The 16,393-nt window shown below is 73.3% G+C and carries 12 protein-coding genes and 1 tRNA gene; 10 read left to right on the top strand and 3 right to left on the bottom strand.

Annotation, left to right across the window (positions count from 1 at the left end; all coding sequences use genetic code 11):
• From OGL88_RS05950 to OGL88_RS05915, 8 genes are all read left to right on the top strand, one after another.
• Nucleotides 1-1,227, top strand: a 1,227-nt coding sequence (locus OGL88_RS05950; protein ID WP_263090506.1) for a hypothetical protein, incomplete at its 5' end; no start/stop codon positions are given.
• Between the two features lie 132 nt (nucleotides 1,228-1,359).
• Complete coding sequence (gene rsfS / locus OGL88_RS05945; protein WP_263090504.1) at nucleotides 1,360-1,734, top strand: ribosome silencing factor; 375 nt, start codon at nucleotides 1,360-1,362, stop codon at nucleotides 1,732-1,734.
• A 108-nt stretch (nucleotides 1,735-1,842) separates the two neighbouring features.
• Nucleotides 1,843-1,918: transfer RNA gene (locus OGL88_RS05940), tRNA-Ala, on the top strand.
• Between the two features lie 78 nt (nucleotides 1,919-1,996).
• A complete protein-coding gene (locus tag OGL88_RS05935; RefSeq protein WP_263090503.1) occupies nucleotides 1,997-2,920 on the top strand; it encodes an aldose 1-epimerase family protein in 924 nt (307 codons plus the stop codon).
• Complete coding sequence (locus OGL88_RS05930) at nucleotides 2,899-4,440, top strand: anthranilate synthase component I family protein (protein WP_263090501.1); 1,542 nt, start codon at nucleotides 2,899-2,901, stop codon at nucleotides 4,438-4,440. Before OGL88_RS05935 ends, OGL88_RS05930 begins: the two co-directional genes overlap by 22 nt.
• A gap of 66 nt (nucleotides 4,441-4,506) precedes the next feature.
• Nucleotides 4,507-5,361 carry a hypothetical protein gene (locus OGL88_RS05925; protein WP_263090499.1) on the top strand — a complete coding sequence of 285 codons (855 nt, stop codon included), beginning with the start codon at nucleotides 4,507-4,509 and terminating at the stop codon, nucleotides 5,359-5,361.
• Between the two features lie 78 nt (nucleotides 5,362-5,439).
• Complete coding sequence (locus tag OGL88_RS05920; protein WP_308202605.1) at nucleotides 5,440-7,062, top strand: DNA polymerase Y family protein; 1,623 nt, start codon at nucleotides 5,440-5,442, stop codon at nucleotides 7,060-7,062.
• A gap of 22 nt (nucleotides 7,063-7,084) precedes the next feature.
• A complete protein-coding gene (locus tag OGL88_RS05915; RefSeq protein WP_263090496.1) occupies nucleotides 7,085-10,501 on the top strand; it encodes an error-prone DNA polymerase in 3,417 nt (1,138 codons plus the stop codon).
• Nucleotides 10,502-10,537: 36 nt separating this feature from the next.
• On the opposite strand, the gene OGL88_RS05910 is transcribed toward OGL88_RS05915, so the two are convergent.
• Together OGL88_RS05910 and OGL88_RS05905 are read right to left on the bottom strand one after the other, a co-directional pair.
• A complete protein-coding gene (locus OGL88_RS05910) occupies nucleotides 10,538-12,049 on the bottom strand; it encodes a sensor histidine kinase (protein WP_263090495.1) in 1,512 nt (503 codons plus the stop codon).
• Nucleotides 12,046-12,723: a response regulator transcription factor gene (locus tag OGL88_RS05905; protein ID WP_111084549.1), complete on the bottom strand. Its 678-nt coding sequence runs from the start codon at nucleotides 12,721-12,723 to the stop codon at nucleotides 12,046-12,048. The genes OGL88_RS05910 and OGL88_RS05905 overlap by 4 nt, the downstream gene beginning before the upstream one ends.
• 225 nt (nucleotides 12,724-12,948) lie before the next feature.
• Between OGL88_RS05905 and OGL88_RS05900 the strand changes: the two genes are divergently transcribed.
• The gene (locus OGL88_RS05900; protein ID WP_263090492.1) at nucleotides 12,949-13,302 is read left to right on the top strand and encodes a hypothetical protein; all 354 of its coding nucleotides are present in this window, start codon (nucleotides 12,949-12,951) and stop codon (nucleotides 13,300-13,302) included.
• 30 nt (nucleotides 13,303-13,332) lie between these two features.
• Here OGL88_RS05900 and OGL88_RS05895 read toward each other — a convergent pair whose 3' ends face one another.
• The gene (locus OGL88_RS05895) at nucleotides 13,333-14,406 is read right to left on the bottom strand and encodes an FUSC family protein (protein ID WP_263090490.1); all 1,074 of its coding nucleotides are present in this window, start codon (nucleotides 14,404-14,406) and stop codon (nucleotides 13,333-13,335) included.
• Nucleotides 14,407-14,486: 80 nt separating this feature from the next.
• On the opposite strand from OGL88_RS05895, the gene OGL88_RS05890 reads away from it, so the two are divergent.
• Complete coding sequence (locus OGL88_RS05890; RefSeq protein ID WP_263090488.1) at nucleotides 14,487-15,731, top strand: phosphotransferase; 1,245 nt, start codon at nucleotides 14,487-14,489, stop codon at nucleotides 15,729-15,731.
• The last annotated feature ends 662 nt before the right edge of the window (nucleotides 15,732-16,393 follow it).

Raw genomic sequence — 16,393 nt, 5'->3', positions numbered from 1 at the left:
GTCCCCGCAGCCGGGGTGTCGCCGTTCCCGCCCGCCTCGGCGACCGAGATCGTGCCCGGCAGCGGTGGCCTCACCCGCCGTCAGATCCGCCAGCAGCGCGCCGCCCAGAACCAGGCGGTCCTGCCGGTCCCGCTGCAGAACCCCACGCCGCAGTCCTCCGACCGCACCGTCGAGGACGTCCTCGGCTCGGTCGACACCATCGAGCCCGCCTCGGCGCCGCGCGCCACGGACGAGCCGTCCGGTTCCGAGACCCCCACGGTGCTCGACGAGGCAGCGGTCGCCCAGGCCACCGAGGCCGACGGTTCCCCCGACGCCCTCGAGCCGCTCGACGAAGCCGCTGCGCACGCCGAGGAGCCCCGGCGCCACCGGTCGACCTGGTCGCCGCCCGCCGACGGCGGCGACGACACACCGGACGCACAGCCCGCAGCCGACTCCACGGACGAGGGCTCCGCAGGGACGCCCAGCGACCAGGCGCGCACCGGCCAGGCGAGCACCGACCAGACGGGCACCGACGCGATCGCCACGGACGCACCGGTCGACGTCTCCGCGCCCGAGCGCCCCTCGGGCACGCCGCTCCCCGGGATCCCCGACGGTGCACCGTCGACACCGGCGGTGTTCCCGCTGTCCCTCGACCCCGAGGACGACGACACCAACGAGGTCCCCATCCCGGAGCCCGCACGGACCGAGCCCCCGAAGGTCCCCGCGTCCTTCCAGCGGCCGGCCGAGCCGAAGCCGGTGACGACGGCCTTCGAGCCGCCCGTCGGGCACTGGTCGCAGCAGGCGCACGGCTCGAACGACGCCGAGGTGCACGACGACTCGACCGGCACCCGCCGGATCGCGGTGACCGACACCAACGCGATCATCCTGCCGAACTCGGCCCTGGCCGACCCGACCGGAGCACTGAACGCGACGGGCGAGGTGATCCTCACGGGGTCCATCGACCTGCCCGCGTCGCTGTCCTCGACGGGGTCGCACCGACCGATCGACGGTGCCGAGGTCGACCGCCTGCTCGAGCAGCACGACGAGCAGCCGGAGACCGACGCGAGCCCGGTGCGCGCCAGCCGCGCGGTGTCCAGTCACACCTCGACCCGCCAGGTCGTCCTCGCCGCCGCGAAGCCGAAGGAGTCGCGCACGCCGCTCATCCTCGGTGTCACGGTCGGCGCGGTCGGACTGGCAGCGGCAGGTGTCATCATCACCGCCCTGCTCACCACCCACATGGGCGGCTGACCGCTGCCGTCCCTGACGTCCGTCCTGCACCACCCCGCCGCCCCCGGCCTGGCCGCTGTCGGCGGGGTGGCTTATGATCGTGACCCATCAAGCGATCCGGCTCCCTGCCGGGTCGACGACCGGAAGGAATCCGTGACCGCCTCCACTCGCGCACTGGAACTCGTGCAGGCCGCCGCTCTCGCGGCGGACGCCAAGCAGGCCGAGGACCTCGTCGCGCTCGATGTGACCGGGCCGTTGCAGCTCACGGACGTGTTCCTGCTCGCAACCGGTCGGAACGAGCGCAACGTGCAGTCCATCGCCGATGCGGTCGAGGAGCGCCTCCTCGAGCTCGGTGCCAAGACCCTCCGCCGCGAAGGCCGGAGCGAGGGCCGCTGGGTCCTCATCGACGTCGGCGACATCGTGGTGCACGTCTTCCACGACGAGGACCGTCAGTACTACTCGCTCGAGCGGCTCTGGGCAGACTGCCCGACCGTCCCGCTCGAGCTCCCGGTGGACCACACCGCCTGATCAGCGACGCGCCCGGGTGACGGCTTCGATTTCGTTGCCCGGCGTTCGCATGGTGTACGCTTCTATGGTGCCTCCGGGGAACCGGTCGGCACAGAAGCAACACAATCTGGGTCTGTGGCGCAGCTGGTAGCGCACCTGCATGGCATGCAGGGGGTCAGGGGTTCGAGTCCCCTCAGATCCACCAACAACCCCCGTCGTTCCCCGGAACGGCGGGGGTTTTCTCGTGGTGCGGGTGGCCACGCGTGCCCGATACGCTGAGCGCATGAGCAACGATGCGCCGCTGTCCGGAACCCCGCTGACGATCTCCGCCGCCGGGTACACGGCCGACATCGCCACGGTCGGTGCGACGCTGCGGACCCTGCAGTACGAGGGTCGCGACCTGATCGTGCCGTTCGCCGCCGACGAGGTCCGACCGGCGTTCCGCGGTGCCGTCCTCGCTCCGTGGCCGAACCGCGTCGTCGACGGCGAGTACTCGTTCGGTGGCGTCGACCACGAGCTCGCGCTCACCGAACCGGCACGGCACCACGCCCTGCACGGACTGGTCGCCTGGACCGACTTCCGGGTCGAGGCGCAGGAGTCCGACCGCGTGGTGCTCGCCACCACCGTGCAGGCCCAGGCGGGCTACCCGTACCGTGTCCAGGTCCTGGTCGAGTACCGGTTGGACGACGCCGGCCTGCACACGACGATCACCGGCACGAACTCCGGCGCGGACGACGCCCCGTGGGGGACCGGCCCGCACCCGTACCTGGTCGCCGGCGACGGCACGGTGGACGACTGGACGCTCACCCTGCCCGCGGCCGAGGTGCTCGAGGTCACGCCGGACCGGCTGATCCCGACCGACCTGGTCCCCGTGCACGACGAGTTCGACCTGCGCACCGCCACACGCATCGGCGACCGGTTCATCGACCACGCCTTCACGGGCTTCGACCGCGACGCCGACGGGGTCGCGGCCATCGCCCTGACCGCGACGGACGGCCGGGGTGTCCGCGCGGCCTTCGGTCCGGAGTGCCCGTGGGTGCAGGTGCACACGGCCGACCACGTGGTCCCCGAGTACCACCGCGCCGGGTTGGCGGTCGAGCCGATGACGTGCGCCCCCGACGCCTTCAACGACGGTGCCGACCGCGGTCTCGTGGTGCTCGCCCCCGGTGCGTCCCACGCCGCCGCATGGACGATCTCGGCGATCTGACCGGTCCGTCGGCCGGCGTCCGCATCGAGGTCCGCCGGCTCGATCCGGTCCCCGACCTCGTCGCGCTGGCCGCCGCGGTCGACGGTGACCTGGTGTGGCTCGACTCCGCGCTGCCGGACGGTGCACCGGACCGAGCCCGGCCGCGTGCCCGCTGGTCCGTGCTGGCGTGGACGGACGGGCCGTTCCGGGCCCGGTTCCGTCACCAGGACCGGCAGGCGTCCGTCGAGGTCGCCGCGCCCGCTGCCGGCTGGTTCGGTCGGTCCTCCACCGACGACCGTCCCGCCTTCGCTGTGCTGGCGGAGCTGCTGGACCGAACGCCGCAGCTGCCCGAGCCGATCGCCGGCTGCGGCTTCGCGCTCGGCTGGATGGGGTTCCTCGGGTACGAGCTCGGTCGCGAGTCCGGCGGCCCGGACCGGACCGCCGACGGTCACGCCGACGCCGACCTGCGGTTCGTGGACCGCGCCGTGGTCGTCGACCACACCGGCGGCGCCTGGGCGCTGACGCTCGTCGCCGACGCGGAACCGGCGGCCAGTGCGCAGAACCGGGTGTGGCTCGAGACGGTGACCGGGGCGCCGTCGCGGGCCGACGTGGCGGACGCGGCCACGGGCCTCCCGGCCGGGGTGTCGTCAGCGGTCGGACGCGTGTCGCGTGCCGACCACGAACGCGCGGTCGACGCGTGCCGCGCCGAGATCCGCGAGGGGAACGCGTTCCAGGTCTGCCTCACCACCTCCTTCTCCGTGCCGGATGGGGACCGGGAGGCCCGGGTCGGCCCCGGCGCGGACCCGCACCTGGACGACCCGCACCTGTCCGACTACTTGCGGATGCGGGCGTCGGACCCCGTCCCGTTCGGTGCGTACCTGCGGCTCGGCCCGCTGCGCGTGGCGAGCCGGTCGCCGGAACGGTTCCTGCGGATCGACGCGGACGGGAGCGTGCTCGCCGAGCCGATCAAGGGCACGCGGCGCCGCCTCGCCGACGCTGCCGCCGACGCGGCCGTGCGGGTCGAACTCGCGCTGAGCGCCAAGGACCGTGCCGAGAACGTGATGATCGTCGACCTGCTGCGGAACGACCTGCTGCGGACGGCGACCCCCGGGTCGGTGCACGTCGATCGGCTGTGCGCGATCGAGACGTACACGAGCGTGCACCAGATGGTGTCCACGATCGGTGCCGTGCTGCCGTCGGGGACGTCGCCGGCGGACGTGGTGCGGGCGGCGTTCCCGCCGGGGTCGATGACCGGTGCGCCGAAGATCAGCGCGATGGCGATCGCCGACCGGCTCGAGGGTGCGCCGCGCGGGGTGTACTCGGGGGCGATCGGGTACTTCTCGGCGAGCGGGGCGGTCGACCTGTCGGTGGTGATCCGGACACTGGTGACGGTGGTGGACGCCTCGGGCCGGGTCCGGTCGCGGACGCTCGGGGCCGGGGGAGCGGTGACGTGGTCGTCGGTGGCGGCGGACGAGGCGGACGAGGTCGTGACGAAGACACGGTCGGTGCTGGGTGCGGTCGGGGCGACGACGACGTGGTGAGCTGACCGAACACGCGTTCGACCCGATTGTCCACGGATGTCGGACGCGATTGACATCATCGAACACATGTTCGAATATGAGGGCATGCAGACGGCGGCGGCACTCCGGTCGCCCGGCCCGGACCGGGTCGGGCGGGGCGGTGCTGCACGCGGGGGTGCGGGTGCGGCGCGCGGGAACGGCGTGGGTACTGCGCGCGGGGGCGGCGCCGACCACCTCGGAGACGCTCGGGCGGCGCTCGACCGGATCACGTCCCTGCGGTCCCGGGTCACCGACATGGAGTCCACCCGCGTCGACACCGCTGGGCTCCCGACCGCCTCTGCTCTCGAACCGCTGCTGCCCGGCGGGGCGATCCGGGTCGGCGGCACCTACGCCGTCCCCGAGTCGGTGCTGCTCGCGATCACCATGCTGCAGGCGGCCTCGGCGGCCGGTGCGTGGTGTGCGGTCATCGGGGTGCCCTCCTTCGGGATCGAGGCGGCCGCCGCCGCGGGCATCGACCTCGAGCGGCTCGTGCTCGTCCCCGACCCGGGCGACCAGTGGCTCGCGGTGACCGCGGCGATGGCCGACGTCGCCCAGATCGTGCTCACCCGGCCGCTCGGCCGGGTGGTCCCGGGTGACGTTGCCCGGCTGTCTGCACGGCTCCGGCAACGCGGCGGTGCCCTCGTCGCGCTCGGGTCCTGGCCCGGTGCCGATGTCACGTTGCGGATCACGTCGTCGGTGTGGAGCGGCATCGGACAGGGCCACGGGCACCTGACCGAGCGTCGCGCCACCGTGACGGCGACCGGTCGCGCGGGTGCGGTGCGCCCCACGAGCGCCGAACTGCTCCTGCCCGCGGCCGACGGCACGGTCCGGGCAGCCACCCCGGTGCCGAAGGTGGGCTCCGGCGACACCCGGGTGCTGCGGCCCGTCGCGGTGGCGTCGTGATCGCCGCGGTGCTGCGGCCCGTGGCGGTGGCGTCGTGATCGCCGTGGTGCTGCTGTGCGTGGCGGTGGCGTCGTGATCGTGCCGGGGCGTGTCCGGGCCGACGCGATCGCCCGCGGCGGGGCGCTGCCCGAGCCGCCACCGACCCGGACCATCGTGCTCTGGTGCCCGGACTGGCCGGTGATCGCGGCGGCCCGCGCGGCCGGTGCGCCGCCGGATCAGCCCTTCGCCGTGGTCGCGAAGGGCCTGGTGTTCGCGAGCTCCGCGTCCGCACGGCAGCACGGCGTCGTCCGGGGCCTCCGGGTGCGCGAGGCACAGGCGCGCTGTCCGGAGCTCGTCGTCCAGCCCTACGACGACGCGCTCGACCACCGTGCGTTCGAACCCGTCATCCGCGCGGTCGAGGCGGCCGTCCCCGGGGTCGAGGTACTCCGTCCCGGCACCCTCGCCCTGCGTGCCCGGGGGCCGGCGCGGTACTACGGCGGCGAGCGGGCGGCAGCGGCGACCCTGGCGGGGATCGCGGCCGACCACGGTGCCCCGGCGGTGCGGGCCGGCGTGGCGGACACCCCGTTCGCAGCGGAGCAGGCAGCACGGGCCCGGCCGGTGCGTCCCGGCGAACGGGTACGGATCGTGCCGGTCTCCGGCTCGTCGGACTTCCTGGCGGCCCTGCCCCTCGGTGTGCTCGGCGACCCTGAGCTCGCGACCGTGCTCGACCGGCTCGGCATCACCACGCTGGGCGCGTTCGCGTCGCTCAGCGACGAGCAGGTCCGCGACCGGTTCGGGGTCGCCGGGGCGTTCCTGCACCGGCTGGCGGGCGGACGCGATCCGCGGGAGATCTCGGCGCGCGCGATCCCGCCCGAGCTCCGGATCGAGGCCGCCTTCGAGCCCCCGCTCGACCGTGCCGACCAGATCGCGTTCGCGTTCCGGCGCTCCGCCGACGACTTCGCCGCACGCCTCCGTGCCGCGGGGTTGGTCGCGACCACCATCCGGGTGGGGATCGTCGACGAGCGGGACATCCTGCTCGAACGCACGTGGGCACACCCCCGCTGGTTCGACGCCGCCGACGTCGTCGACCGGGTGCGGTGGCAGCTCGCCGGCGGGGTCGACCCGACCGGGCTCGAGGCCCCGGTCACCTCGGTCGTGCTCGAGCCGGTCGCCGTCGACGACATGGCGAACCACGAACGCGGACTCTGGGGCTCCGGGCCGGACGAGCGCGTGCACCACGGGCTGGCCCGGATCCAGGGCATGGTCGGGCACGACGGGGTGGTGAGCCCGCGAGTCGGCGGTGGACGGACCCTGTCCGAGCGGGTGGTACTCGTGCCGTGGGGCGACGCCCCGCCCGGCGGCGAGCGTGCCCTGGCCACCGTGCGCGACCGACCGTGGCCCGGCAACCTGCCCGGGCCGCCGCCCGCCACCGTCCTCGAGCGTCCCCGGCCGGTCGACGTGGTCTCCGGCGACGGCGCGAGTGTCGACGTCGACGACCGCGGTGTGCTGTCCGGCGCGCCCGAACGCTTCCGCGCCGAGGGGGACCGGGGCGGCGGGTTCGCACCCGTCACCGCCTGGGCCGGCCCCTGGCCGCTCGTCGTGCGGTGGTGGGAGTCGGGCGGTCGACGACTGCACCGACTGCAGCTCGTCGACGCCGAGGGTCGTGCCTGGTACCTGGTGCTGGCGGACCACCGGTGGTGGGCGGAGGCGATCGCCACGTGAACCGATCCAGGAGCAGGACCTGATGGGCTACAGCAACCCACCCGTGCCGTGGTCGCAGTTCGAACGCGCCCTGTCGGACAAGCGCAGTCCGGGGACGGCGAAGGCCGGCGACGGCGGGGACAGCCCGGCGTGGTCGCGGAAGCGCGAGCGCTACGTGCCGACGGCCCTGGACACCGACGGCGCTCCGGTCGTGCCGTACGCCGAGCTGCACGCGCACTCGGCCTTCAGCTTCCTCGACGGAGCCAGCCAGCCCGAGCAGCTGTTCGAGGAAGCCGCACGGCTGCGCCTGCACGCCCTCGCGCTCACCGACCACGACGGCTTCTACGGTGCCGCCCGGATGGCCGAGGTCGCCGAAGCGTACCCGCAGGTCGGCACCGTCTACGGCACCGAGCTCTCGCTGGGTCTGACCGAGCCGCAGAACGGCGTCCCCGATCCGCAGGGCTCCCACCTGCTCCTGCTCGCCGACGGGCAGGACGGCTACCACCGGCTCGCGGGCGCGGTGACGAGTGCGCACCTCGCGGCCGGGTCCGAGAAGGGCAGCCCGCGGTACGACCTCGACGAGCTCGCGGGTCGGGCCGACGGACACTGGCGGGTGCTCACCGGGTGCCGGAAGGGCACCGTCCGGCAGGCGCTCGAGCAGGGCGGGGAGTCCGCGGCGGAGACCGCGCTGCGCGTGCTGCTCGACCGCTTCGGCGGCGGCAACGTCGTGGTGGAGCTCCTCGACCACGGCGACCCGCTCGACAGTGCGCGGAACGACGTGCTCGCGACCCTCGCCGAGCGGTACACGCTGCCCCTGGTCGCGACCGGCAACGTCCACTACGCCACACCGGACCGGTTCCCGGTGGCGACGGCGCTGGCCGCGGTCCGGGCCCGGCGCAGCCTCGACGAGATCGACGGGTGGCTGCCGGCCGCCGACACCGCGCACCTGCGCTCCGGCGCCGAGATGACCCGGCGGTTCGGGCGGTACCCGGGGGCGATCGAGAACACCGTCACGCTGGCCGACGAACTCGGGTTCCGGCTGCGCACGGTCAAGCCCGGGCTGCCCGACCTCGACGTGCCGGACGGTCACACCGCGATGTCCTGGTTGCGGGAGCTCACCTGGACGGGTGCACGTCGGCTCTACCCCGGTAGCGCCGACGGCGTGGACCCGCAGAAGCGCGAGCGCATCGAACGCGAGCTCGCGGTGATCGAGGACAAGAACTTCCCCGGCTACTTCCTGATCGTGCGCGACATGGTGCAGTACGCCCGCGGCCGGGGGATCCTCTGCCAGGGGCGGGGCTCCGCCGCGAACTCCGCGGTCTGCTACCTGCTCGAGATCACCGCGGTGGACTCGATCCGCTACGGCCTGCCGTTCGAGCGGTTCCTGTCGGCGATGCGCGACGAAGAACCCGACATCGACGTCGACTTCGACTCGGACCGCCGCGAAGAGGTGATCCAGTACGTCTACGAGAAGTACGGCCGGTACAACGCCGCCCAGGTCGCGAACGTCATCACGTACCGCCCGAAGGGTGCCGTCCGCGACATGGCGAAGGCCCTCGGCCACAGCCCGGGGCAGCAGGACGCCTGGTCGAAGCAGGTCGAACGGTGGGGCTCGGTGACCGAGAGCCAGGACCACGACATCCCGCCGGCGGTCGTCGGGCTGGCGAGCGACGTCCTGGGCTTCCCGCGTCACCTCGGCATCCACTCGGGCGGCATGGTGCTCACCGACCGGCCGGTGGGCGAGGTCGTGCCGATCGAACACGCGCGGATGGACGGCCGCACCGTGCTGCAGTGGGACAAGGACGACTGCGCCTTCATGGGACTCGTGAAGTTCGACATGCTCGGCCTCGGCATGCTCGCGGCGCTGCAGTACTCGTTCGACCTGGCGGCGGAGCACTGCGGGGAACGCTGGGAGATGCACTCCATGCCGAAGGAGGAACAGGGCGTCTACGACCAGCTCTGCCGAGCCGACACCATCGGGGTGTTCCAGGTGGAGTCCCGTGCGCAGATGGGCACCCTGCCCCGGCTGCTCCCACGGCGGTTCTACGACCTGGTGATCGAGGTCGCCCTCGTCCGCCCCGGCCCGATCCAGGGCGGTGCCGTGCACCCCTACATCCGGCGTCGGACCGGCGAGGAGCCGATCACGTACATCCACCCGTCGCTCGAACCGGTGCTCGAACGCACCCTCGGGGTGCCGCTGTTCCAGGAGCAGCTCATGCAGATGGCGATCGCGGTCGGCAACTGCTCGGGCGACGACGCCGACCTGCTGCGGCGGGCGATGGGATCGAAGCGCGGCCACGAGAAGATCGACCGGCTGCGCGACAAGCTCTACGCGGGCATGTCGGACAACGGCATCCACGGCGAGGACGCCGACGCGATCTACGCCAAGATCCAGGCGTTCGCGAACTTCGGCTTCGCGGAGAGCCACTCGATCAGCTTCGCCCTGATCGTCTACGCGAGCGCCTGGATGCGCCTGCACTACCCGGGGGCGTTCCTGGCCGCGCTGCTCCGGGCACAGCCGATGGGGTTCTACTCACCGCAGACCCTGGTCGCCGACGCCCGTCGGCACGGCGTCCAGGTGCTCCGACCGGACATCCTGCGCTCGGGTGTCGACGCCACGCTCGAACCGCTCGGCGACGACCAGGTGGTGCCCTCGTGCGGTGACGACGCCTGCCTGCGCACGGAGCAGCCGCCGGTGCTGCCCTTCGACAAGGCACTGCCCGACGACACCGCACGGCACCGCCGCGACGGCGCCTTCGCGGTCCGGCTCGGACTCGCCGAGGTCGCCTCGCTCAGCCGGAAGAGCGCCGAGAAGATCGTCGCCGAGCGTGACGCGAACGGTCCCTTCGCCGACATGTCCGACCTGGCCCGCCGGGTGGGGCTGACGACGGCGCAGCTCGAGGCGCTCGCCGCCGCCGACGCCTTCGCCCCGTTCGACATCGACCGCCGCGGGGCGATGTGGTCGGCGGCCCAGGCCGCTGCGGAGCACGCCGACCAGCTGCCGGACACGCAGGTCGTCGTCCAGCCGCCGCTGTTCGGGCAGATGACGAGCGGTGACGTCCTGATCGCCGACATGTGGTCGACGGGCATGACGACCGACGACCACCCCGTCCGGCACGTGCGCGACCGGCTCGCCGCCCGCCGGGTGCTCAGCGTGCAGGACACCGCGACGGCCGAGACCGGGCGGCGGGTCGAGATCGGCGGGATCGTCACGCACCGGCAACGTCCGGCGACGGCGTCGGGGATCACGTTCATGAACGTCGAGGACGAGACCGGGCTGGTCAACGTCATCTGCAGTGTCGGGGTGTGGGGGCGCTACCGCCGGGTCGCCCGGGAATCCCCGGCGGTGATCGTCCGGGGCATCCTCGAGCGGTCACCCGACGGCGTGGTCAACCTGGTGGCGGACCGGATCGAGCACCTGTCGCTGTCCGTGCGTACGCGCTCGCGGGACTTCCAGTGAGCGGTCGCGGGCGAGGGGCGCGGAACGGGCGCGCGGCTACTCGACCTCGGGCAGTCGCACCGTGACCTCGAGTCCGCCGGAGCGCACGTTCCGCAGCGACGCCGTCCCGCCGGCGCGCTCGGCCACCGCACGGACGATCGCGAGACCCAGCCCGGATCCACCCGGCAGGGCGTTCGCACCGGTGGCCGGATCGGGGTTCGGGCGCGACTTCCGGGCCTCGTCCGGTCGGGTGAACCGGTCGAACGCGACCGGGATGAACGACTCGGGGACGCCGGGGCCGTCGTCGGTGACCTGCAGGACGCCCTCGCCCCCGGTGCTGCGCCAGGAGACGAAGATGCCGCCGCCGCGGGGGAGCGCCGACACCGCGTTGCCCGCGATGTTCGTGACGAGCTGCGCCATGCCGCCGGTGTCGAGCCGGTAGCGGGGTTCGTGGGTCCCACCGCCGATGCCCGGCCCGGAGCCACCGACGGCCACCGGTGCCTCGAGGTCGAAGTCGACGGTGACGTCCTTGGCCGACGCGATGAGCCGGACCCGGTCGACGGCCGCCATGACCTCGTCACCGAGGTCGGACCAGCCGGTCTCCGGGCGCTGGTCGCCGTCCTGTTCCCGCCGTTCGGACTCCTCGATCCGGGACAGTGCGAGCAGGTCGTTCGCCAGCCGGGACAGCCGGGCGACGCTGTGCTTGGCGCGCTCGATGTGGGCGGCCAGGGCAGCGGCGTCGTCGCCGTCGAGCGACGCCAGGTCGAGCTGCGTGGTCAGGATGGCGAGCGGTGTGCGGAGCTCGTGGCTGGCGTCGGACACCATCTGCCGCTCCCGCTCGGTGGCCTGGCGCGTGCGGGCGAGGAAGGCGTTGAGGGTCGTGGCGAGGGACGCGAGTTCGTCCTGCGCGGGGCCGACGGGCAACTCGGCCCGTTCGGGCGCGACGGACAGCCGCTCGGCCTCACGGCGCATCCGGTTGACAGGGCGGAGCGCCGCGGTCGCCAGGACCCAGGAAGCGATGCCGAAGGCGAGCAGGATCGCGACGCCGGTGAGCGACAGGGTCGAGGTGAGGTCATCGACCACGATCGCCTCGGCCTGCGAGTTCCGGGCGGCGACGACCGTCCACCGGCCGGCCTGGTTCACGGGGTGTTCGACGACCACGCGGTACTCGGACCCGGACACCCGGATGATCGAGGTGCCGGCCGCCGTGGAGGTCAGGCTGCCGAGGGCGCTCTCCACCCGGGTGGGCATCGTCGAGAGCACGATGTCGCCGGACGGTGAGACCACGGCGACGAGCTGCGCGTTGCCCGGCGGGGACAGGTCGGGGTCGCTGTCCACCTCGAGCGTGGCGACGTACGGGTCGGCGTCGGCGTCCAGCAGGGTCCGGGTCGCGCTCGCGACGACGCTGACCACCTGGAACCGCATCACCAGCACCAGCAGCACGATCACGACCGCGGCGATCGCCGTCGAACCGATCGTGATCCGTGCCCGCAGGGACAGCAGGCGCAGGGGGCGGACCAGACCGCGTCGTGGGCGGTCCGGCCCCGGGCGAGCGGAGGCCCCGCTCACGCCCCGAGCAGATCCAGGCGGTACCCGCGGCCGCGGACGGTCGCGATCGCGACGGTGGCCTCGTGGGCGACGAGCTTCTTGCGGAGGTACGAGATGTACTGCTCGACGACGTTCGGGTCGACGTGCTGCGAACCGTCCCAGACCTCTTCGAGGATCTTCGGCCGGTCGACCACGCTGCCGGCGGAGCGCGCCAGCAGGCGGAGCAGCGCGAACTCGGTCGGGCTGACGGCGACGCGCTGCCCCTTGATCGAGATGCGACGGGCCTCGGAGTCGATCGAGACGTCGCCGACCTCGATCGTGCGTGGTGCCCCGGCGGACTCGCGGCGACCGAGGGCGCGGAGCCTGGCGGTGAGCTCGGCGAACGCGAACGGCTTGGTGAGGTAGTCGTCCGCACCAGCGTCGAGGCCGAACACGCGGTCGTCCACGGCGTCGCGCGCGGTGACGAGCAGGATCCGCACGGGGTCCTCGCGTTCGCGGATCCGTCGTGCGAGCTCGAATCCGGACATGCCGGGCATCATCACGTCCACGACGGCCAGGTCGAACGCCTGCTCGCCGAGGGCGATGAGTGCCTCGACCCCGTTCTCCACCGCCGTCACGCGGTACCCCTCGGCAGCGAGACCGCGCTCCATCAGGGCACGCATCTCGTCGTCGTCCTCGACCACCAACAGCCGCATAGTGGACCTCCTCGGACCCATCGTGGCATCGAACGGGCGTCGAGGGTCGATGCCCGGGCCGAACTCACTGAATCTCGTCACAGGAGCGGGTACCGTGGCTGCCAGAGCACCGGGCAGAACGGTCTGTCCCGCGTTCTAGGGACATGAGGACTTCTTGCTTCATTGGTAGGATCACCCGGCGGACAGCGCTTACCCGAAGGGCGGTCCGTTGCAGCAGGGGGCACCATGAACGACCCGATCGACCACGCGTCCGTCGACCACCCGTCCGTCGACCATCCGTCCGTCGACCACCCGGCCATCGTCCGTCTCCGCGCGGAGCTCGATGCCGCGTGGAAGGGCATCGGCGCACTCGGCCAGATGGAGGGCGTCCGCCGCGACCGCGTGGTCGCCGAACTGCGGACGGCCGTCCCCGACGTCGCGAGCCGCGCGGCGCGCGAGGTCGGCTCCGAGGCCGCCGTCGCGGAGATCAGCCGGTTCGCCGACGTGGGCGTGCCCGGCGCCGACCCCGCCGTGCCGGCCGCGGTGATCTGGGACGACGTCGTGCAGACGGCGGCCGAAGCCGCACGCGCCACGCGCTGACCAGCACTGGCACGCCGCGCCCGACCGGCGTCAGTCGTCCTCGCCGAGCAGCTCCTCGCGCACGCGCCGGACGTCCTCGAGCAGAGCGCCGATGAGCACCCAGTGCCGTGAGTTCGGTCGCACGATCTCCATCGGTGCCGTCAGCGCGGGTTCGGCGGTCGACACCTCGGCATCGTGCCCACCGGCACCCGCAGCGATCGACGGGTCCAGCCGCGTCGACTCGACCCGGGCGCTCAGAGCGCGGACGTCCGCGCCGATCCGGGCCACCTCGGTCGCGATGCCGCCGACCACCGGGTCGGCGCGCAGGTCCGGTGCGGTGTTGTCGTGGATCGCCCGGGTCATGCCGGTGACGCGCGTGACCAGGACGCGCAGGTGCTCGGTGATGGCGACGTCGCGGTCGAGGATCGTGCGGTGCCGTCCACCTCGTGGGTTCATCGTCAGGGACTCGCGGGCCGCGTTCAGCGATGCCTCGGTCTTCGCGTGCTGCTGCCGGAGCGCACGGGCCCGCACCAGGGCGTCCTGCCAGCGGTCGCGGTCCCACCCCTCGGTCAGGCCGATCGCGACCCGTTCGAACGCCACGGCGGTGTCGCGGGCGAGTCGGGCGACGGCGAGGTGCGCGGGCTCGAGCAGGACCGGCGGGATGATCAGGGCGTTCACGACGAGGGCGACGACCGCACCGATCACGGTCTCGAGGATCCGGTCGGCCGAGTAGTTCGGCGTGACGACCCCCGCGGTGAGCACGAGCATCCCGCTGATGCTGACCTGGGTGGCCGAGGTCGGGGTCAGCCGGAGCACCCAGGCGATGAGGATGGCGAGCACGACCACGAGCAGGACGACCCACACCGAGTCGCCGAGCAGCAGGTGGAACCCGGTGGCGAGCAGCACGCCGAGCACGACCCCTGCGCTCCGCTCGAGGCCCTTGACGAACGACTGGTTGATGCTCGGCTGCACGACGAGCAGCGCAGCGATCGCGGCGAAGGTCGGGAACGGACCCTGGATCAGCAGCCGACACAGCAGCACCGCCGCGACGACCGCGACCGCGGTCTTCACGACCTGCAGGAACGGCGTGCGACTGGAGCTGCGGAGACGCGCGACCGGGTTCACCTCGACCACGCTAGCCACCGCCCGCACGCCGAGCCGTGCACGAACGCGACGAAAACGTCCGGACACGGTTGACTGATGTCGTGTGGCCCAACCATGAGCGCGTCATCCCGCAGGCCTTCGCCGGCTCCGGGACCTCCGTCGTGGCCGCACGGGCGCACTCCGTCGAGCCCTCGGGCAACGGCTACCTGTACGGCTACGAGGTCGACACGGTCGACCGGAACGGCCAGCGCGCCACCGTCCTGACGTACGTCGACACCGGCGGCGCGCACGACCAGAACAGTGCGATCGTCACCGATCCCGCGACCGGCGAACCCGTCTCGGTGTGGGCGTACCCGAACGACCCGGGTCTTCCGGTGCTGCCGCAGGTGACCTACCGCGACGCGGTCGCCGAGCTCCTGACGACGCTCGGCATGCCCGTCACCGACCCGGTGCTCACGGTGGCCGCGTACCGACCGGGCAAGCGTGCGGTGGTGCGGGTGGACGCCCCCGAACGCACCCTGTTCCTGAAGATCGTCCGTCCGCACCGGGTCGCGCCGATCGTGGAGTCGCACGAGCAGTTCGTGACGGCGGGCCTGCCGGTGCCCCGAGTGCTGTCCAGCCGCGGCGACGGGCTCCTCGTGCTCGAGCGGATCCGCGGCGTGCCGGCCGGCAGTCGCATCCTCGACATCGCCGACGACCCGCGGTTCGTCGCGTCCCTGGCCGCCCTGAGCGGTCGGGTCGCGACCGTCCCGATGACCCAGCAGGCCCGCGCCGACGCGATGGACCACGCCGACTGGCACCGCCGTACGCTCATCGCCGCGTTGCCGCAGGACGCCGACGAGATCGACCGCCTGTACGACGCCATCGGCCGCCGGTCGATCGGTTGGACGAGTGCCGCGAAGCAGGTCGTGCACGGCGACCTGCACCTCGAGCAGGTGTTCGTCGACGAGGACGAGCCCTGGCGCATCTCCGGACTCCTGGACATCGACACCGCCGGCTGGGGCTTCCCGGTCCGCGACATCGGGGCGGTCGTCGCGCACCTGGTCGTCACCGGCCTCTGGCACCGATCGCGCGGAGACGCCGACCGCGGAGCCGCGGCCGAGCGTCTCGCCGACGCGATCGCCCGCGACTGGGTCGCCCGCAACCCGCGCGAGGCCGACCGCATCGGGCCCGCCATCGGCGCACAGCTGCTGGCCCACGCCGGCGGCCAGGCGACCACCGGCTCCGCGAACGGCATCCAGACGGCCGAGCAGCTCCTCGCGGCGACGCGGGCTGCGTTGGCCGAGGCATCTCCGGTCCCGCCGGTGGCCGGTCTGGTCCGCCCGCGGTCCGCGCCCCGCGTCTGACGGGGTTCCACGGCACGCCACGCGCCGAGCGCCCAGGTTTCACGACATGCCGCGCGCGGTGCGCCGAGGTTCCACGACATGCCGCGCGCGGTGCGCCGAGGTTCCACGGACGGCTCCGAGGCGGCGTGAGGTGCCGAGATTTCGGAACCCCGGGCGCGGCGGTGCATGCGACCCGTGGCGGTCGGGAGGCGCGTGGCGGGCCCGCCCCGGGCCTCCCGGTCGGCCGTCGCGAACGTTCCAGATCCCGTGGGACGCGCGCGGGAAGGGGACGCTCGGGCCGCAACGGCCAGGAGGCGCGACGCGCGCGGGCGACGTGGAGTCGCCGCTGTCGGGGGTCGGGGAGTAAACTTAGCGCGCACGCACCGCGTTCCCGCGTGCCGCGTCGATTCCGGACGCAGCCGTCGATCACTTGATCGACGCGGGAACCGGGCCGTGATCGCCCCGCGGGGGCGTCACGTGCGTGTGACGACGCCGGATCCCGGCGCGGACCGTCGCACCCGGCGCCGAGCAGGCGCTCGCGGTGGAACGGTCCGCGGGACTCCACCGGACGTCCCGAAGCGGGGACCGGCGATGCGGTGGGCCACGGTGGCCCGCAGCCGAACCGGAGCCGTGTCAGGCCCCGGTGCAGGACTTCCGCCCCACGGGCGGCTCGCCCCGATGTG

Origin of the sequence: Curtobacterium sp. RIT-PI-V (assembly GCF_025642935.1) — a bacterium.
Taxonomy (GTDB): domain Bacteria; phylum Actinomycetota; class Actinomycetes; order Actinomycetales; family Microbacteriaceae; genus Curtobacterium.
This window is presented reverse-complemented; position numbering and strand designations above follow the sequence as displayed.

Excerpts from the sequence above, each read along its gene's own strand:
- OGL88_RS05900 (WP_263090492.1), top strand. The coding sequence starts at position 12,949 with ATGAACGACCCGATCGACCACGCGTCCGTCGACCACCCGTCCGTCGAC.
- OGL88_RS05915 (WP_263090496.1), top strand. The coding sequence starts at position 7,085 with ATGGGCTACAGCAACCCACCCGTGCCGTGGTCGCAGTTCGAACGCGCC.
- OGL88_RS05905 (WP_111084549.1), bottom strand. The coding sequence starts at position 12,723 with ATGCGGCTGTTGGTGGTCGAGGACGACGACGAGATGCGTGCCCTGATG.
- OGL88_RS05930 (WP_263090501.1), top strand. The coding sequence starts at position 2,899 with ATGGACGATCTCGGCGATCTGACCGGTCCGTCGGCCGGCGTCCGCATC.
- OGL88_RS05925 (WP_263090499.1), top strand. The coding sequence starts at position 4,507 with ATGTTCGAATATGAGGGCATGCAGACGGCGGCGGCACTCCGGTCGCCC.
- OGL88_RS05935 (WP_263090503.1), top strand. The coding sequence starts at position 1,997 with ATGAGCAACGATGCGCCGCTGTCCGGAACCCCGCTGACGATCTCCGCC.